This window comes from Bradyrhizobium sp. URHA0013 (assembly GCF_000518345.1).
In the GTDB taxonomy this organism is placed as follows: domain Bacteria; phylum Pseudomonadota; class Alphaproteobacteria; order Rhizobiales; family Xanthobacteraceae; genus Bradyrhizobium.
The window spans coordinates 1,205,180-1,223,370 of the sequence record NZ_JADK01000003.1 but is presented as its reverse complement, the minus strand read 5'-3'; the positions used below and the strand labels follow the sequence as shown (position 1 = coordinate 1,223,370).

Below are 18,191 nucleotides of genomic sequence, written 5' to 3'. Positions count from 1 at the left end.
GCAGCGAGCGGTCGCTCGAAGGTTCTGCGGACCTTCCGACACTGCGCGTACGGTGCGCCCAAGAACCCAACGGCCGGCATGACATCCGCAACTGGAGAACAAATGGCTTCGACTTCTGCTGATACCTATAGCCCGTCGCGCGACGATTTCGCCGCGATGCTCGACGAGTCCTTCGCAGGCGGCAACCTGCAGGAAAGCTCAGTCATCAAGGGCAAGGTTGTTGCAATCGAAAAGGACATGGCCGTCATCGACGTCGGCCTGAAGACCGAGGGCCGCGTTGCCCTGCGCGAATTTTCCGGCCCCGGCCGCGACAGCGAGCTCAAGGTCGGCGACGAGGTGGAAGTGTTCCTCGACCGGATCGAGAACGCCCTCGGCGAAGCCGTGCTGTCGCGCGACAAGGCGCGCCGCGAAGAGAGCTGGGGCAAGCTCGAGAAGGCCTTCCAGAACAACGAGAAGGTCAACGGCGTCATCTTCAACCAGGTCAAGGGCGGCTTCACTGTCGACCTCGACGGTGCCGTGGCCTTCCTGCCGCGTTCGCAGGTCGACATCCGTCCGATCCGCGACGTTGCGCCGCTGATGAACAACTCGCAGCCGTTCCAGATCCTCAAGATGGACCGTCGCCGCGGCAACATCGTCGTGTCGCGCCGCACGGTTCTCGAAGAGACTCGCGCCGAGCAGCGTCAGGAGCTGGTGCAGAACCTCGAAGAGGGTCAGGTCATCGACGGCGTGGTCAAGAACATCACCGATTACGGTGCGTTCGTTGATCTCGGCGGCATCGACGGTCTGCTGCACGTCACCGATATCGCGTGGCGCCGCGTCAACCATCCGACCGAAGTGCTCTCGATCGGCCAGACCGTGAAGGTCAAGATCATCAAGATCAACCACGAGACGCACCGCATCTCGCTGGGCATGAAGCAGCTGTTGGACGATCCGTGGCAGGGCATCGAAGCCAAGTACCCGCTGGGTGCCCGCTTCACCGGTCGCGTCACCAACATCACCGACTACGGCGCGTTCGTCGAGCTCGAGCCGGGCATCGAAGGCCTGATCCACGTCTCCGAGATGTCGTGGACCAAGAAGAACATGCACCCCGGCAAGATCGTTTCGACCTCGCAGGAAGTCGAAGTGCAGGTGCTGGAAGTGGATTCCGTCAAGCGCCGCATCTCGCTCGGCCTCAAGCAGACCATGCGCAACCCGTGGGAGGTCTTCGTCGAAGGTCACCCGACCGGTTCGACGGTCGAGGGCGAAGTCAAGAACAAGACCGAGTTCGGTCTGTTCCTGGGCCTCGAGGGCGACGTCGACGGCATGGTCCATCTCTCCGACCTCGACTGGAAGCAGCCGGGCGAGCAGGTGATCGACAACTACAAGAAGGGCGACATGGTGAAGGCCGTGGTGCTCGATGTGGACGTCGAGAAGGAGCGTATTTCGCTCGGCATCAAGCAGCTCGAAGGCGACCCCTTCGCCGAGCCGGGCGATGTCAAGAAGGGCGCGGTCGTGACCTGCGAAGTGATCGAAGTGAAGGAGAGCGGCATCGAGGTGAAGATCACCGGTACCGACTTCACCACTTTCGTGAAGCGCTCGGAGCTCGCCCGTGACCGCAACGATCAGCGCGCCGAACGCTTCGCCGTCGGCGAGAAGGTCGATGCCCGCGTGATCCAGTTCGACAAGAAGGCCCGCAAGGTCCAGGTGTCGATCAAGGCGCTCGAAGTCGCCGAAGAGAAGGAAGCCATCGCGCAGTACGGCTCCTCCGATTCGGGGGCGACGCTCGGCGACATCCTCGGCACCGCGCTCAAGAACCGCGACACCAAGTAAGCGAAACGCAGGTTTCGCTGCATCAAGGCCCCGGCGCAAGCCGGGGCTTTTTTGTTGGGCTTCGCCGGGACGACGAGGAGCGTGTGGCAATGTCCCAGTCCTTCAGGGAAGACCGGCCAGCCGGCCTTGTTTTCTTCTAATTGCGCCGCAATTGATGTATCCAGATAAGCCAATGCTGACGCTGCGACGGCACAACGCGCTTGGCCTTTCATTTGGAGATATTGAGATGTCGCTCGATTCGGACATCATCGTCGATCGCCGCAGGATCCGCCGCAAGCTGACGTTCTGGCGCGTATTGGCCGCGCTGATCGCGGTCGCGGCGATCGCAGGTTTCGCGCTGGTCGCGACGCCGGGTGCGCGCGGCACGTTCGCGTCCGCCGGCTCGATCGCGCGGGTCCAGATCGACGGCCTGATCCGCAGTGATTCCGATCGCACGCAGGCGCTGGAACGGCTGGAGAATTCGCAGGCTGCCGCCGTCATCGTTCACGTCAATTCGCCGGGCGGCACCACCGCCGGCTCCGAGCAGCTCTATGATTCGCTGGTACGGCTGAAGGCAAAGAAGCCGCTCGTCGTGGTCGTCGAAGGCCTCGCCGCCTCCGGCGGCTACATCACCGCGATCGCGAGCGATCACATCATCGCCCAGCAGAGCTCGCTGGTCGGCTCGATCGGCGTGCTGTTCCAATTCCCGAACGTCTCGGAGCTGTTGAAGACCGTCGGCGTCAAGGTGGAGGAGGTAAAATCCACGCCGCTGAAGGCCGCGCCCAACGGTTTCGAGCCGACCAGCCCGGAGGCACGGGCGGCGCTCGATGCGCTGGTGAAGGATTCCTATGCCTGGTTCAAGGGATTGGTGAAGGAACGGCGTGGCATGGATGACACGCAGCTCGAGAAAGTGGTTGATGGCCGTGTCTTCACCGGACGCCAGGCCATCGATCTCAAGCTGATCGATCAGATCGGCGACGAGAAGACCGCGGTGACCTGGCTGGTCGAGCAGAAGGGCGTCAAGAAGGGGCTCTCCGTGCGCGATTACAAGCTGCAGCCGCGCTTCAGCGATCTGCCGTTCCTCAAGACGGCGGCCGCAGTGACGCTGGGAGCACTGGGTTTAGGCTCGATTGCGCATCAAATCGCGCAAACCGGCGTCGTGCAGGCGGTTGATCGGCTCGGAATGGATGGAATGCTCGCCTTGTGGCAGCCGGCGGCGTCGAACTGACCGGAACCGGGCGAGCCCCAGAGGTTTTTCCCGTTCGGCGCGTGCAGGGCCAGCCTGCTTTTTCGGCATTTGTCACGTATTTTCACGACGCTCAACCTTCATTTAGCGTCTTGACAGATCACGGTATTTTCACGGAAATGGTCGTCCGCACGCTCCCGGGTCCTATCTCTCGATGATCAAATCCGAACTTGTTCAGCGTATCGCCGAGCACAACCCGCATCTGTACCAGCGGGATGTCGAGAACATTGTGAATGCGATTCTCGAAGAGATCGTAGCGGCTCTCGCGCGCGGTGATCGCGTCGAGTTGCGCGGCTTCGGTGCCTTCTCGGTCAAGCATCGCCCTGCACGCGCAGGGCGCAATCCGCGCACGGGCGCCCATGTGCCTGTCGATCAGAAGAGCGTTCCGTTCTTCAAGACCGGCAAGGAAATGCGCGAACGGCTGAATCGCGACCATCCGGATCCAGGCGCGCCAGACTGAGGTCCACCTCAGGGTTTCCCGCGGTCGCGAGCGATGCGGCCGCAACCTTGATTCAAGGCGAGCGAGCCGTGATGCGAAAATTCCTGACCGCGCTGGTCGTGATTCCGCTGGGCCTGATCCTGATGGTCTTTGCCGTCGCCAACCGGCATTTCGTCACGGTCTCGTTCGATCCCTTCGTTTCCAACGACCCGTCATTCTCGGTCACGCTGCCGCTGTTCCTCCTCCTGATCGTGGTGGCTGCGCTCGGGGTGGTCGCGGGTGGTTGTGCCGTCTGGTTGGGCCAGCGGCACTGGCGGCGTGCGGCGCGCCGGCATGACGCGGATGCCCGGGCCGCGCGAGGCGAGCTGGCTGATCTGCGGGCCCAGTCTGCCGCAGCAAGGCCCGAGCCCCAGCGCCTCCCCGTTCCCTCCGGGGTGGGGCTTTACGGGTCCGTCGGGCGAGACAAGCAGCGCGCGACGTTGTAGAAGCGGCCGCAACCGAAAAGCCCGTTTTCCGGCCGCGGACCTGCGGCCTCCATTTGCTTTGAGCCCATATCCGTCGAGAACATGTCCTTGCTCGTCAAAATCTGCGGCCTGTCCACGCCCGAGACGCTCGAAACGGCGCTCGAGGCGGGTGCCGACATGGTGGGTTTCGTGTTCTTCCCGCCGTCGCCGCGACATTTGTCGCTGGAAGCCGGCCGGGAGCTCGGCCGGCAGGTGAAGCGGCGCGCGCTCAAGGTGGCGCTCACCGTCGATGCCGACGATGCCACGCTCGACAACATCATGGACGCGCTGTCGCCGGACATGTTCCAGCTTCATGGCACGGAGAGCGTTGCCCGGCTGCGCGACATCAGGCAACGGTTCGGTCGTCCGGTGATGAAGGTCGTGCCGGTCGCAACATCAGCCGATCTCGCCGTGCTGCCCGGTTACGCAGAGGTTGCCGAACGCATCCTGTTCGATGCGCGCGCACCGAAGGACGCAACGCGGCCGGGCGGCCTCGGTGCACCGTTTGATTGGCATCTGCTCGGAAACCTGGAGCTCGCGGTGCCGTATATGGTCTCGGGCGGCCTCAGCGCCGACAACGTCGCCGAAGCCGTTCGCGTCACCCGGGCCGGTGGCGTCGACGTCTCCTCCGGTGTCGAGAGCGCCCCGGGCGTGAAAGACCCCGAGATGATCAAGGCCTTCATTCGCGCCGCGCGCGCAAGCCAAGATGCAAGTCAAGAGTTGAGCGTCCGATGAATGTTGTAAAACCCAATTCCTATCGCAGCGGCCCCGACGAGCGCGGCCATTTCGGCATTTTCGGCGGACGCTTCGTTGCCGAAACCCTGATGCCGCTGATCCTCGATCTGGAGAAAGCCTACACCGAGGCCAAGGCCGACCCGGCCTTCCAGACCGAGATGAACGGCTATCTCAAGAATTATGTCGGCCGGCCCTCGCCGCTCTATTTCGCCGAGCGTCTGACCGAGCATCTCGGCGGCGCGAAAATCTACCTCAAGCGCGAAGAACTCAACCACACCGGCTCGCACAAGGTGAACAACGTGCTCGGCCAGATCATGCTGGCGCGACGCATGGGCAAGAAGCGCATCATCGCCGAGACCGGCGCCGGCCAGCACGGTGTCGCCACCGCGACGCTGTGCGCGCGCTTCGGCCTCGAATGTATCGTGTACATGGGCGCCGTCGACGTCGAGCGGCAGCAGCCCAACGTCATCCGCATGGAGATGCTGGGCGCAACGGTCATTCCAGTGCAGTCGGGCACGCGCACGCTGAAGGACGCCATGAACGAGGCGCTGCGCGACTGGGTCACCAATGTGCACAACACGTTTTACTGCATCGGGACGGTCGCGGGTCCGCATCCCTATCCGACGCTGGTGCGCGACTTCCAGTCGATCATCGGCAACGAGACCAAGGCGCAGATGCAGGAGATCGAAGGCCGCCTGCCGGATTCGCTGGTCGCCTGTATCGGCGGCGGCTCCAACGCGATGGGCCTGTTTCATCCGTTCCTCGACGATTCCACCGTCGAGATCTTCGGCGTCGAAGCTGCGGGCCACGGACTGACGCAATTGCATGCGGCATCGATCGCCGGCGGCCGTCCGGGCGTGCTGCACGGCAACCGCACCTATCTCCTGATGGATGCGGACGGCCAGATCCAGGACGCGCATTCGATCTCCGCGGGCCTCGACTATCCCGGCATCGGCCCCGAGCATTCCTGGCTGCACGAGATCGGCCGCGTGAACTATCTCTCCGCGACCGACGACGAGGCGCTCGCAGCGTTCCAGTTGCTGTCAAAGCTGGAAGGCATCATCCCCGCGCTCGAGCCGGCACATGCCATCGCCAAGGTGATCGAGCTCGCGCCGAAGCGGACAAAAGATCACCTGATGGTCGTCAACCTCTCCGGCCGCGGCGACAAGGACGTCCCGCAGGTCGGCGACATCCTGAGGGGCAAGAGCAAGTGACCACGCGTATCGACACCCGTTTCGCCGAGCTGAAGAAAGCCGGCCGCGCGGCCTTTGTCACTTTCGTGATGGCCGGCGATCCCGATCCGGCGACCTCGCTCGAGATCATCAAGGCGCTACCGAAAGCGGGCGCCGATGTGATCGAGCTCGGCATGCCCTTCACCGATCCGATGGCCGACGGTCCGTCGATCCAGGCGGCAGGCCTGCGCGCGCTCAAGGCCGGCATGACGCTGAAGAAGACGCTCGATCTCGTGCGCGGCTTCCGCAAGGACGACAGCACCACGCCGATCGTGCTGATGGGCTACTACAACCCGATCTACATTTATGGCGTCGACAAATTCCTGGTCGATGCGAAGAGCGCCGGCATCGACGGCCTCATCATCGTCGACCTGCCGCCGGAAGAGGACGACGAGCTCTGCCTGCCCGCGATGAAGGCCGGCCTCAATTTCATTCGGCTTGCAACGCCGACGACCGACGACAAGCGTCTGCCGGCGGTGCTCGCCAACACCTCGGGCTTTGTCTACTACGTTTCGATCACCGGCATCACCGGCGCTGCGGCCGCTGACTCCACGGCCGTCGGCGAGGCAGTTGCCCGCATCAAGCGGCACACAAAACTGCCGGTCTGCGTCGGCTTTGGCATCCGTACACCGGAGACCGCCCGCTCCATTGCCTCGCATGCCAATGGCGCCGTGGTCGGCACCGCGCTGGTCGATGCCCTCAAGAACAGCCTCGATGCGGACGGGCACGCCACTGGCAAAACCGTCAACGCCGTCGCCGAGCTGACGGCCGCACTGGCCCAGGGCGTCAAAGGCGCGCAACAGGCGGCGGAATAGGCCATAATTCCGCTGCCAAATCCGACGAGCAAGTCCGACGAGCAAGGCGGACGATACGGCGGCTTGCCGGGCCGGGTCCCGGCCGCCATATATCCCTTCAGGCGGTCCCCAGGCGGGATCGCACATCGGAGCAAACCATGAACTGGCTTACCAATGTGGTCCGGCCGAAGATCCGCAACATGCTGCGGCGGGAGACGCCGGAGAATCTGTGGATCAAGTGCCCGGATTCCGGACAGCTCGTGTTCTACAAGGACGTCGAAGCCAACCAGTTCGTCATTCCCGGCTCGAACTACCATATGCGCATGAACGCGGTGGCGCGTCTGAAGTCGGTTTTCGACAATGAGACCTGGTACGACGTCGCGCTGCCTGACGTCACGCCCGATCCGCTCAAGTTCCGTGACGAGAAGAAGTACGTCGATCGCATCAAGGATGCCCGCGCGCGGACCAATCTGAACGACGCGATCAAGGTCGGCTACGGCAAGCTCGAAGGTGCCGCCGTCGTCGTCGCCGTGCAGGATTTCGACTTCATGGGCGGCTCGCTCGGCATGGCCGCGGGCGAAGCCATCGTGCGCGGGCTCGAGCTCGCGGTCGAGAAGAAGTCACCCTTCATCGTGTTCGCCGCCAGTGGTGGCGCGCGCATGCAGGAAGGCATCCTGTCGCTGATGCAGATGCCGCGCACCACGGTCGCGGTGCAGATGCTGCGTGAAGCAAGACAGCCCTACATCGTCGTGCTGACCAATCCGACCACCGGCGGGGTCACCGCATCCTATGCGATGCTCGGCGACGTGCAGATCGCCGAGCCCGGTGCGCTGATCGGTTTTGCCGGCGCGCGCGTGATCGAGCAGACCATTCGCGAAAAGCTCCCCGAGGGTTTTCAGCGCGCCGAATACCTCAAGGAGCACGGCATGATCGACCTGGTCGTGCACCGCCACGAATTGCGTCCGACCCTGGCGCGGCTCTGCCGACTGTTGACCAGGGCGCCGGCGCTTGAGACCGCGTCAAAGCCGGTGCAGCCGGTCGTCAGTCCGGCGCAGATCGTATCGGCTCCCGAAACGGCGCCGGCCGCGCCGCACGCGTGAACGCTTCCTCCGACCGCGCAAAGCCGCCGCTCGACGAATTGATCGGGCGGCTGTCGGCCCTGCACCAGAAACGCATCGATCTCGGGCTGGAGCGGATGCACCGCCTGCTCGACCGGCTCGGTCATCCCGAGCGCAAGCTGCCGCCGGTGATCCACATCGCCGGTACCAACGGCAAGGGCTCGACGCTCGCTTATCTGCGCGCGACGCTGGAGGCCGCCGGCCTGCGCGTCCACGCCTACACGTCGCCCTATCTCGTTCGCATCAACGAATGTTTCCGGCTCGGCCGCGTCGGTGGCGGTGTGCTGGTCAGCGACGACGAATTGCGCGCGGCGCTGGAACAGGTCGAGCGTGTCAATGCCGGCGAGCCGGCCACCGTGTTCGAGCTCAAGACGGCGGCGGCATTTCACCTGTTCGCGCAGAACCCGGCCGATGTGGTTCTGCTGGAGGTCGGCCTTGGCGGCCGGCTCGATTCCACCAACGTGGTTGACGCGCCGGCGGCCTGCGTGATCACGCCTGTCAGCATGGACCACATGGATTTCCTCGGCGACACCTTGACCTCGATCGCCGGCGAAAAGGCCGCGATCATCAAGCGCGGCGTGCCGGTCGTTTGCGCGGAGCAGCCGGCTGAGGCGATGGCCGTGATCGAGGCGCAGGCCAAGCGCATGCGCGCCCCATTGTTTGCCGCGGGCGAGAGCTGGCACGTCAACGTCGAAAACGGGCGGCTGGTTTATTCCGATGAGCGCGGCTTGATGGATCTCACCGCGCCGCGCCTGTTCGGGCGCCACCAGTTCGACAATGCCGGCCTCGCCATCGCGACGTTGCGGGCCACCAACGCCTTCAAGGTCAACCAGGCGGCGTTCGAGGCCGGGATCGTCGGTGCGGAGTGGCCGGCGCGGATGCAGCGCATTGCGTCTGGAGAGCTGCTCGCTTGGGGGCCGCAGGGATCGGAGATCTGGCTCGACGGCGGCCACAATGCGGAAGGCGGCCGCGTCGCGGCGGCCGCACTCGGCGATCTCGAAGAGCGGGTGTCGCGGCCGCTGGTCGTGATCGCCGGCATGATGGCCAACAAGGACGCGCAGAGTTTTCTCGCCAATTTCGCCGGTCTGACCCGCCACATCATCGCGGTGCCGATTCCCGACACCGACAACGCCATGCCGGTCGACCGCCTCACGGATGCCGCCCGCAGCCTCGGCATGCGCGTCGAGCCCGCGCCCGGCGTCGAGGCCGCACTGCGCGCCCTGGCGAAGCTCGCCTACGAAGTGCCGCCGCGCATCCTGATCACCGGCTCGCTCTATCTCGCCGGCCACGTGCTCGCCATCAACGGCACGCCTCCTGTATAGTCTTCGTTCCATCCGGGCTACAGGAAGACCCATGCGTTTTGCCGCGATTGCCGACGTCCACGGAAACTACCTCGCGCTGGAAGCTGTGCTCGCCGACATCCGCGCGCAAGGCGTCTCCGACATCGTCAATCTCGGCGACATGCTGAGCGGCCCGCTCGATGCGCGCCGCACGATCGAGATTCTGATGAAGCTCGACGCCGTGCACGTGCTCGGCAATCATGACCGCTATCTGCTCGACCGTCCCCCGGAGAAGATGGGCTCGTGGGATCGTCCGGCCCATGCAGCGGTCAATGCCGCGCAACTCGACTGGCTGCGCGCGCAGCCGATGACGCGCGTGTTTTGCGCGCAAGTTTTCATGTGTCATGCGACGCCCGACAATGACGAAGTCTATTGGCTCGATGCCGTGCATCCCGACGGCGCGGTGGCGCTGTCGCCGCTCGATCGCATCGAAGAGTTTGCGCAAGGTATCGCGCAATCGCTGATCCTGTGCGCCCACACCCATCTCGCCCGTGCCGTACGACTTCGGGACGGAAGGCTGATCGTCAATCCTGGCAGCGTCGGCGGCCCAGGTTTTCGTGACAAGCATCCTTTCCCGCATGTCGTCGAGGCCGGCACACCGCACGCGCGCTATGCGATTCTCGAGCTAACCGATGGCGCCTGGCAGGTCACGTTCCGCCATGTCGTCTACGATCACGAGATGATGGCCGCGCTCGCTCGCCGCAACGGCCAGCCGGAGTTGGCGAACGCGCTGGCGACGGGATGGCTCGGATAGTTGTCGCTCCATCTGGGCTACCGGCTACAGCTGTTTCAACAGCTTTATCGGGTCCACCACCTTCTGCTTCAGCTGCTCGAAGCTGCATTGCCGCGGGGCCTTGTCGGGGCGCCAGCGCAGGATCGAGGTACCGTGGCGAAAGCGGTCGCCGCTGAAATGATCATAGCAGACCTCGATCACGAGTTTCGGCTTGAGCGGACACCACTTCGCAGACCGCTCGGTGGACCAGCGGCTCGGCCCGCCCGGCGCGTTGCCGGTGAAGCCCGGCTCGCCGATCAGCGCCTCCAGCCGATCGGTCAGGTCAGGCTTTTCCGTCGCCTTGATTGCCGAGGTGAAACCGACATGGTGCAGGAGACCTCCGTCGTCATAGAGTCCGAGCAGCAGCGACCCGACCACCTTGCGGCCGGCGATCTTGTTGGTGGCATAGCGGAAGCCGCCGACCACGCAATCGGCGCTGCGGAATTTCTTGATCTTCTGCATGCCGTCGCGATTTCCCGCCTGGTAGGGCAGGTCGACGCGCTTGGCGATGACGCCGTCCGAGCCGCCACCGGATTGCGCCAGCCACTTTTTCGCAATGGCGTAGCTCGTCGTCGCCGGTGAGAGGCGGAAGATGCTGCCTTTCAGATTGGCTTTGGCAAACGCTTCCAGCGCCGGCCGTCGTTCGCTCAGCGGCTGCTCGGCAAGCTGTTTCTCCCTGGTCGTCGCAAGCAGATCGAAGCCGAGATACAGCGCTGGCGTTTCCTCCGAGAGCTTCTTCACACGGCGCGCCGCAGGGTGAATGCGTTGCAGCAGCGCGTCGAAGGAAAACCCCTTGCCATGCGGCACGACGATCTCGCCGTCGAGCGTGAAGCGATCCGCCTTCAGCTTCAGCGCTGCGGCGACGATCTCGGGGAAATAGCGCGCGAGGTCTTCGCCGGATTTCGAGCGCAGGTCAATGCTGCCGCCGTTGCGCGACAGCAGGCAGCGGAAGCCATCCCATTTCGGCTCGTATTGCCACTCCTTGCCGCGCGGGATCGCATCGACCGAGCGCGCCTCCATCGCCACGAGAGATGTCGATTTTCGCGCGCGTCTTGCAGGGGGAGGCACAGGCAGGACTCGTCTTACGCTGGAACTGTCCCATCAACGCAAAACGGCCGGCTTTCGCCGGCCGTTTCCAAAAATAATTTCGTGCGAGGCGGATCAGACCGCGGAGGTGATCCACTGCTGCAGCTTTGCCTTCGGCGCCGCGCCGACCTGGCGGGAGGCCATCTCGCCGCCCTTGAAGATCATCAGGGTCGGAATCGACATCACGCCGTATTTCGACGCCGTCTTCGGGCTCTCGTCGACGTTGAGCTTCACGATCTTGACCTTGTCGCCCATCGCGCCGGCGATCTCGTCGAGCGCGGGTGCGATCATGCGGCAGGGGCCGCACCATTCGGCCCAGAAATCGACGACCACCGGGCCGTTTGCCTTGAGCACTTCGGCTTCGAAATCGATGTCAGAAACCTTACCAACGGCCATGGGAGTACCTCGTACCTGAGAGAAGGGCGCGACGGGAATCGCGCCCGAGATCATGGCGTCAACCTATGAATGGCTCCTTGCCGGGTCAAGGACGCTCACACCGAGATGAAGAGATGCCAGCGCCGCGTCCAGCGCGGGAGCCGAAATCTCCATATATTCAAGGGCCTCGGTCCAGAGCAGGACGGCGCGAACCGGCTTTTGGGGATAAAGCTTCGAAAGCACCGCCCGGTACAGCGCAAGCTGCCGGACATAGGCGGCGGGCGCCGCGGCGGCGCTCTTGGGAGCCGCCTGATTGGTCTTGAAATCGACGATCAGGACCTCATCCGGCCGAACGACCAGCCGGTCGATCTGGCCGGACACCAGTGCCGGGGCGTGGCCCGGCCGTTCCAGCCGGCCGACGATCGCGACCTCCGCCCGGCTGCCGGCGGCAAACACCGGCGCAAACCGCGGCTCGGCGATCAAGGCGAGCACCTTGTCGGCCAGCGCGGTCCGGTCGGCCTCCGCCCAGTCCGCGGCATTGCGCGCCATGAAGCCGAGCGCGGCCTCGCGCCGGCGCTCAGTGGCGATGTCGGGGAGCGATTGCAGCAGCCGATGCACCAGCGTGCCGCGTTGCAGCGCGAGCGCGCGGGACTGCACTGATTCGCCCGACAGCACGGCGCGGCCGTCCCCGGACGGCTGGCCGGAGGGGCGCACCGGATCGTCGTCGATGGTCTCGCGCGGTGCCCGTGTCCGCAGCCAGTCCGGAAGCGCGGTCCCCTGGTCCAAGGACGCCGCGGGCGTGCCCAGCGCCACGACATCCTCCGGTCGGGAGAAGCGCGTCACCTTTCCCAGCGGCGTCTCGATCGTCTCTTTCGCCAGGCCCGAGCCGGCGAGCCCGGTGTCGACCAGATCGTACCAGCTCAGCTTGCGGACCGTCTTCATGTTGCCGGGCATGCAGCCGCCGACGATGAGCCGGTCGGCGGCGCGCGTCATCGCAACGTAGAGCAGGCGGCGATATTCGTCCTCGGTCTCCTCGAGCATCGCCTTGCGGGCGTCGGCGACGGGCTTGGGATCGTCCGCCTTGCGTCCGGCCCAGACCACCACCTCGCCGCCATTGCCGCGCGGGACCTGGATCAGCCGCAGCCGCTGCGAATCCGCAGGCGACGATGTGGTGTCGACCATGAACACGACCGAGGCCTCCAGGCCCTTGGCGCCGTGCACGGTCATCACCCGCACCTCGTCGCGCGAGATCTCCATGTCGCGCTTCACCTCGGTATCGGCCGAGCGCAGCCAGGCCATGAAACCCTGCAGCGAGGCCGGCGCCTTGCGCTCGTAATTCAGCGCCAGCTCCAGGAATTCGTCGAGCGCGTCATTGGCCTCATGGCCGAGCCGGCGCAGCATGCGCGCGCGTCCGCCGTCGCCCCCGAGCAGCCAGGCGTAAAAGGCGAACGGCGTCTCCTCGCGGGCTCGGGTTTCGCAGGCTTCGAGGCGTCGCAACGCCGCGGTAAATTTTTCGCTTGTCGCGGCATGCTCGCCAAGCGCGCGGCGCAGCGATCCCTTGCGATCCCAGGCCAGCTGGAACAGATCGTCGTCGTCGAGCCCGAACAGCGGGCTCTTCAGCGCCACCGCGAGCGCGAGATCGTCCTGCGGCAGCAACAGCGCGTCCGCGAGATTCATCAGGTCGATGATTCCGATGTGCTCGGTGAGCTTGAGCCGATCGGCGCCGGCGACCGGAACATTGGCGTGCTTCAGCGCCTGGATCACCGCGTCGAAGGCATTGCCGCGCCGGCGCACCAGGATCAGCATGTCGCCATAGCGGAGCGGACGCCGCTCGCCTTCGTGCCCGGTCAGCGTGCCGCTCTCGACCAGCCGCTTGATCTCGGTCTGGATGCGGCGCGCGAGCTTCACCTCGGGGCTGGTGGCGGCGACGCCGTCGAACGGCGCGCGCCAGCCCTCGATCTCCTGCCTGTCGTCGGCCTCCGCAAGGTCCCACAGCTCGATTACGCTGGGGCCGGCATCGCCGAGTGCATTGTGCAGGGGATGACCGGTCTCGACCGAATGGATGCTCTTGTAGATCGCGGGCTCGCGGAAGACGTGGTCGACCGAATGCAGGATCGCGGCGCCGGAGCGGAAGGAATAGGTGAAGGCGACCGGATCGAATTTCAGTCCGGCGGCCGTGAACTTGCGGTGCAGCTCGCGCCGGCGCGCGTCGAATTCTCGGGGCTGAGCCCCCTGAAAAGAGAAAATCGACTGCTTCTCGTCGCCGACAGCGAAGACGGTGCGGTTCAGGCCCTCGCGCGCACCTTCGCCGGCAGTGAACTCCGAGATGATGTGCGCGACGATGTCCCATTGCCGCGGACTGGTGTCCTGGGCTTCGTCGATCAGCACGTGATCGACGCCGCGGTCGAGCTTGTAATGCACCCAGCCGGAGGAAACGCGGTCGAGCATCGCGAGCGTCTTGTCGATGAGATCGTCATAGTCAAGCAGACCGCGCTCCTGCTTTTCGCGGCGGTAGTTTGCGGCAGCCGCCGTCGCGATATACAGCAGGGCGGCGGTGCGGTCCCGCATGGTCACCGCACGGCGCTTCTCGACCAACCCACTGACGCGCTGCGCCTCGTTCTCGAACAGGCGGGCGACGGACGGGTTGTGATCGCAGAACTTCTTGGTCAGCACCGCCTTGCGCGGCAGCTTTTCGTCGGTCAGGAAAACGCTGAGATAGGCATCGACCTGCGCGCCGCCGGAAAACACCTTTGCCTCGCGAAGCCGGCAGGCCTGGTCGTTGTCGGACTTGCTGCCGTCCTCCAGTGCAAAAGCGATGTCATCCCAGCGCGATCGCGGCAGGAATGGACCGTCGACAACCTCGGTCTCGACGTCCTCGATCCGATCGCTCGCGTCCACGCCCAGCGCGGCCGCCATCTGCGCAGCAGCCAGCTCCGCGCTGCCGGCTTCATCGGTCCAGGCCATGAAGTGATCGCGGCTCAGGCAAGCCTCGCGCACCACTTCCTTGAAGGTGACATCGGCGGCGCTCGCCATCGCGGTCAGCAGCGCGCGGCCGGTGACGCTGTCAGGGTCGCGCGCGGCCTCCAGCAGCACCTTCAGATTGGCGCGTTCCATCATGTCGGTCTGGTCGCGCTCGTCGATCACGGCGAAGCGCGCTGGCACGTTGGCCTCGAACGGAAACTGCTGAAGCAGGCGGGTGCACAGCGCGTGGATGGTCTGCACCTTCAGCCCGCCCGGCGTCTCCAACGCACAGGCGAACAGCTTCCGTGCGTCGCGCCGCAATTTTGCAGTGGGGTGCGGGATGCCGACCGCGCGGATCGCCGCATCGAGTGCCGTGTCGTCGAGCGTCACCCAATGCCCGAGCGTGGTGAACACGCGCTCGGCCATGTTGGCGGCAGCCGCCTTGGTGAAGGTGATGCAGAGGATCTTTTCCGGCGGCACGCCCGACAGCAGCAGGCGGATCACGCGCTGCACCAGCACATGCGTCTTGCCCGAGCCGGCATTGGCCGACACGAAGGCCGACGCGGTCGGATCCGATGCGCGCGCTTGTCGCGCGCGCACTTCATCCGGGATAGGGCGCGGTGCCTTCACCATTCCTCGATCCCCAATCCGCCGGCCGCGGACCATTCCTTGATCCGGGCAAGATCGTCATAGGCGCCGTAGCGGTTGGTCCACATCGGCAGGTTCAACGAGGTGTAGGGCTGGTTCTCGTCCTCAAAGGCGCGAATCAGCGCCTCGAGCTTGGCCCTGGCCTCGGCAGCCGCGGTGTCCGGCGGCTGTGGCTCATCACCTTGCCTATACCTAAGCTCGAGAATGCGTTCTTCGCCCGGCGGATTGTTGCCGCTCAGGCGAACATAGACGAGCTGGCTCACGGACGCGCCGGCGTCGATGTCGGGAAAGCCGCCCTCGCGCAGGATCGCGGCTTCCAGCGTGAGCTGCGGTGACAGGCCCATGCGGACCTGCTTGCCGGTCGGTGGCTGGCCGGTCTTGTAGTCGAGGATGGCGTAGCCGCCGCCCCGGCGCCGCTCGATGCGGTCGGCGCGCGCGGAAAGGATAAAGCTGCGCTCACTGTCGAGCTGAATTGAGATCTTGCCCTCGGTCTCCGCGGCGATCGACTCGACCACATCCCGTCGCGCCGTCTCCCATTCGCCAAACCAGCGTGCGATGCGCTGGAAGCGTGGCCACCACAGCGCCCGCGCCTCGGGCCGCTCCATCAGCGGCTCAAAATACTTTTTACCAATCGCGAGCAGCACGCGGGCGGGATCGTCGGGCAGACGCGTCGCATAAGCCTCGGTGAATTCCCCGAGCGCATCGTGGATCGCCGAGCCGCGATCGGCAGCCGACAGCGGCATGTCGACGGGATCGAGCGCGTCGAGCCGCAGAATGCGCTTTGCGTAGATCGTATAGGGATCGCGCAGCCAGTCCTCGATCCCGGTCACAGACATCCTGAGCGGCCGGGTCGCGCGCGGCGGTCGGGGCTCGGGCTGCTTGATCGGTCTGACCTCGTCGGGCTGGTCCAGCGCGGCGGCGAACTGCACGTATTTTTCGCCTGCGCGAATCGCCGCCTTCCAGTGCGCATCGCCCGCGACCGCCTCCAACCGATGCAGGAAGCGCGAGGCGACCGCCGGCGCGCCGCCAGCCTTGGCGGAGTGGGTGAGGATGACCTCGTCGCCGCCGAGCAACTGCGCAAAATCATGCGCGGAGAGGCCGATACGGCGTTCCGGCAGATCGAGGCCCAGCTGGTGCCGCATCGGCCGGCTCAGCCACGGATCGATGCGCGGCGCCGGTGGCCAGACCCCCTCGATCAGCCCGCCGACGATGATGCGGTCGGCCTGCATCAGGCGTGATTCCAGCGGGCCGTAGATCTGAAGCCGCGCGCCCGGCCTGTCCCGCCGCCGCACCGCGCGATCGCTGAATGCCGTCTGGAACACGTCCGCGTAGTCGGGCAGCGTGACCATCAATCCGCTGGTCGTGCCGCCGCGCAGGAGATCGTCGAAGGCGCTCGCGAGCGCGAGGCCTTCGCGCTCCTCGAACGCCAGCGGGATGCCCTGCTCGTCGCGCGACAGCTCGATCATGATCTCGCGATGCCGATGCGCGAGCTCGGCGAAGTCATACGGTTTTGATGACGCAAGACTCTCGATCGGCGCCAAGGCTTGTCGCAAGCTATCGATCAGCGCCTGAATGCGATCGAGGTCTTCCGTCTTGAGACGTGCGCGCGGCTCGGCCTTGTGCAGCGCGGAGACTTCGCTGCGCCACAGCTTGGCCAGCTCCTCGCGGAATCGATTGAACTCGCGCAGCAGGCCGGCGGTGCCCGCGGGCGGCCGCGTTCCGCGCAACAAAGCGAGCTCCAGGCCTTCGATCGCCGTCTTCCATGCGCCGGGCCCCCGGCCGAGTCGGCACAGCGGATGCTTCAGCATCGCGAGCAGCGTCGGCGGCTCCAATCCCTTGGTCGCCGCCTCCGCTGTCAGTCGCGCAAAGACGCCGGCGGAGGTTTCCATCAGGACGTCGCCGCCGGAATCATCGAATGCGAGATCCCATCGGCTCAGCGCGGCCATCACGCGCCGCGCCAGGGCGCGATCGGGCGTAACCAACGCTGCGGACTTGTCGAGATGCCGCGCCTCGCGCATCGCAATGGCGATCGCGAGCGCTTCCATTTCAGGATTGGGAGCTTCGACAACCGCGAGGTTCTTCATGCCCCCGGTGATCTTTAAGGCCACATCCGGCTGCTTCAGCCGGTCGTGCCAGATCTCGGTCTTGGCCGACGGCCGCATCGATTCCGACGCCAGCAGATCGCGGCCGCCTTCCGCCGGAGGCTTGAGGACATCGACGTCGCTGCGCTTGATGCCAAAACGATCCAGCAGCGCGTGCATGGCGTATTGCGGATGGTTCGAGACCGGATGCTCCGCGAACTTGCCGAGCGAGTCGCGGACGCCGCCGATGCTGCGCCAGGCATCGTCGTCGAGATTGGTGTCGAGGCCGGGCAGCACCACGGCACCATGCGGCAGCGAGGCGACTGCGTGGAGAAATCTTGCCGTGGCCGGCATCGAGCCGGTCGAACCGGCCGCGATCACGGGGCCATGGGGATGCGCGGTCAGCCGCTTGGCTTCGGCATCGATCAGAAGGTCGCGGCGGGCAGCGGGCTCGATCCGGTTGATCTCGGCGAGATGACCGGGCCAGGCGATGCGCGCGATGCGCAAAAATTCAAGCGAGTGCTGCCAATACCGATCGAGCATATCGGGCACGAGGCCGTCGAGCGCGCTCCAGTCGACGCCGCGCGTCACCATGTCGTCGATCAGCCGCGCGAGATCGGACGCCAGTGCCAGCGTCGAGGCGGGGCCGCCGACGACCAGCGGAGACAGCACCGGGCCCTTGGCCCAGGCCGCGACGAGCTGCGCCAGTGTCAGCCGCCGTTCGAGCTCGCCGAGCCGCGGCGGAATATCGAGCGGCGTTGCGCCGGAAAACTGTTCGCCCTCATCGGCGAATGCGAGCTCATCCTCGTCGATGTCGCCGAGCGCGACGATGCGCGGCAGCACGACGGCGTCCGCCTTCATCTCGTCGAGGAAAATCTCGCGGACGACGCGCATGGCGCGTCGTGTCGGCAGGTACAGCGTGGCATCCGCCAGCCGTGCCGGCTCCTTGCGCGCCTCAAAGCCGTCGACCAGCCGACCGTCGAGCAAGCTTGCGACGACGGTGCGCAGAAACGGAACTGAGACTGGAACGCTGAAAACGCGCATGAGCTGCCTGATTCGGGAATCAGGCGCCA

At 65.4% G+C, this 18,191-nt stretch carries 14 protein-coding genes; 10 read left to right on the top strand and 4 right to left on the bottom strand.

Features of this window, described 5'->3' with window-relative positions; all coding sequences use genetic code 11:
• Positions 1-102 precede the first annotated feature (102 nt).
• The 10 genes from rpsA to N551_RS0105860 all read left to right on the top strand — a co-directional run bounded on the left by rpsA (position 103) and on the right by N551_RS0105860 (position 9,949).
• Positions 103-1,809, top strand: coding sequence for a 30S ribosomal protein S1 (gene rpsA, locus N551_RS0105905; protein ID WP_027566167.1), 1,707 nt, complete (start codon positions 103-105; stop codon positions 1,807-1,809).
• A gap of 226 nt (positions 1,810-2,035) precedes the next feature.
• The gene (sppA, locus tag N551_RS0105900) at positions 2,036-3,016 is read left to right on the top strand and encodes a signal peptide peptidase SppA (protein ID WP_027566166.1); all 981 of its coding nucleotides are present in this window, start codon (positions 2,036-2,038) and stop codon (positions 3,014-3,016) included.
• Between the two features lie 172 nt (positions 3,017-3,188).
• Positions 3,189-3,494: an integration host factor subunit beta gene (locus N551_RS0105895; protein WP_007598410.1), complete on the top strand. Its 306-nt coding sequence runs from the start codon at positions 3,189-3,191 to the stop codon at positions 3,492-3,494.
• A gap of 71 nt (positions 3,495-3,565) precedes the next feature.
• Positions 3,566-3,958 carry a lipopolysaccharide assembly protein LapA domain-containing protein gene (locus N551_RS0105890; RefSeq protein WP_027566165.1) on the top strand — a complete coding sequence of 131 codons (393 nt, stop codon included), beginning with the start codon at positions 3,566-3,568 and terminating at the stop codon, positions 3,956-3,958.
• Positions 3,959-4,039: 81 nt separating this feature from the next.
• Positions 4,040-4,711 carry a phosphoribosylanthranilate isomerase gene (locus N551_RS0105885; RefSeq protein ID WP_027566164.1) on the top strand — a complete coding sequence of 224 codons (672 nt, stop codon included), beginning with the start codon at positions 4,040-4,042 and terminating at the stop codon, positions 4,709-4,711.
• Positions 4,708-5,925, top strand: a complete 1,218-nt coding sequence (gene trpB / locus N551_RS0105880) for a tryptophan synthase subunit beta (protein ID WP_027566163.1) — start codon at positions 4,708-4,710, stop codon at positions 5,923-5,925. The genes N551_RS0105885 and trpB overlap by 4 nt, the downstream gene beginning before the upstream one ends.
• Positions 5,922-6,758: a tryptophan synthase subunit alpha gene (gene trpA, locus N551_RS0105875; protein WP_027566162.1), complete on the top strand. Its 837-nt coding sequence runs from the start codon at positions 5,922-5,924 to the stop codon at positions 6,756-6,758. The genes trpB and trpA overlap by 4 nt, the downstream gene beginning before the upstream one ends.
• Before the next feature lie 137 nt (positions 6,759-6,895).
• Positions 6,896-7,837 (top strand): acetyl-CoA carboxylase, carboxyltransferase subunit beta, encoded by a 942-nt coding sequence (gene accD, locus N551_RS0105870; protein ID WP_027566161.1) that lies wholly within the window; start codon positions 6,896-6,898, stop codon positions 7,835-7,837.
• Complete coding sequence (locus N551_RS0105865; RefSeq protein WP_027566160.1) at positions 7,834-9,177, top strand: folylpolyglutamate synthase/dihydrofolate synthase family protein; 1,344 nt, start codon at positions 7,834-7,836, stop codon at positions 9,175-9,177. The genes accD and N551_RS0105865 overlap by 4 nt, the downstream gene beginning before the upstream one ends.
• Positions 9,178-9,208: 31 nt before the next feature.
• Complete coding sequence (locus N551_RS0105860) at positions 9,209-9,949, top strand: metallophosphoesterase (protein WP_027566159.1); 741 nt, start codon at positions 9,209-9,211, stop codon at positions 9,947-9,949.
• A gap of 24 nt (positions 9,950-9,973) precedes the next feature.
• On the opposite strand, the gene N551_RS0105855 is transcribed toward N551_RS0105860, so the two are convergent.
• The 4 genes from N551_RS0105855 to addB all read right to left on the bottom strand — a co-directional run bounded on the left by N551_RS0105855 (position 9,974) and on the right by addB (position 18,162).
• A complete protein-coding gene (locus N551_RS0105855; protein WP_027566158.1) occupies positions 9,974-10,987 on the bottom strand; it encodes an ATP-dependent DNA ligase in 1,014 nt (337 codons plus the stop codon).
• A 141-nt stretch (positions 10,988-11,128) separates the two neighbouring features.
• Positions 11,129-11,449 (bottom strand): thioredoxin, encoded by a 321-nt coding sequence (gene trxA / locus N551_RS0105850; protein WP_027566157.1) that lies wholly within the window; start codon positions 11,447-11,449, stop codon positions 11,129-11,131.
• Between the two features lie 63 nt (positions 11,450-11,512).
• Positions 11,513-15,022, bottom strand: coding sequence for a double-strand break repair helicase AddA (gene addA, locus N551_RS0105845; RefSeq protein WP_027566156.1), 3,510 nt, complete (start codon positions 15,020-15,022; stop codon positions 11,513-11,515).
• Positions 15,016-18,162, bottom strand: coding sequence for a double-strand break repair protein AddB (addB, locus tag N551_RS0105840; RefSeq protein ID WP_027566155.1), 3,147 nt, complete (start codon positions 18,160-18,162; stop codon positions 15,016-15,018). The genes addA and addB overlap by 7 nt, the downstream gene beginning before the upstream one ends.
• Positions 18,163-18,191: the final 29 nt, after the last annotated feature.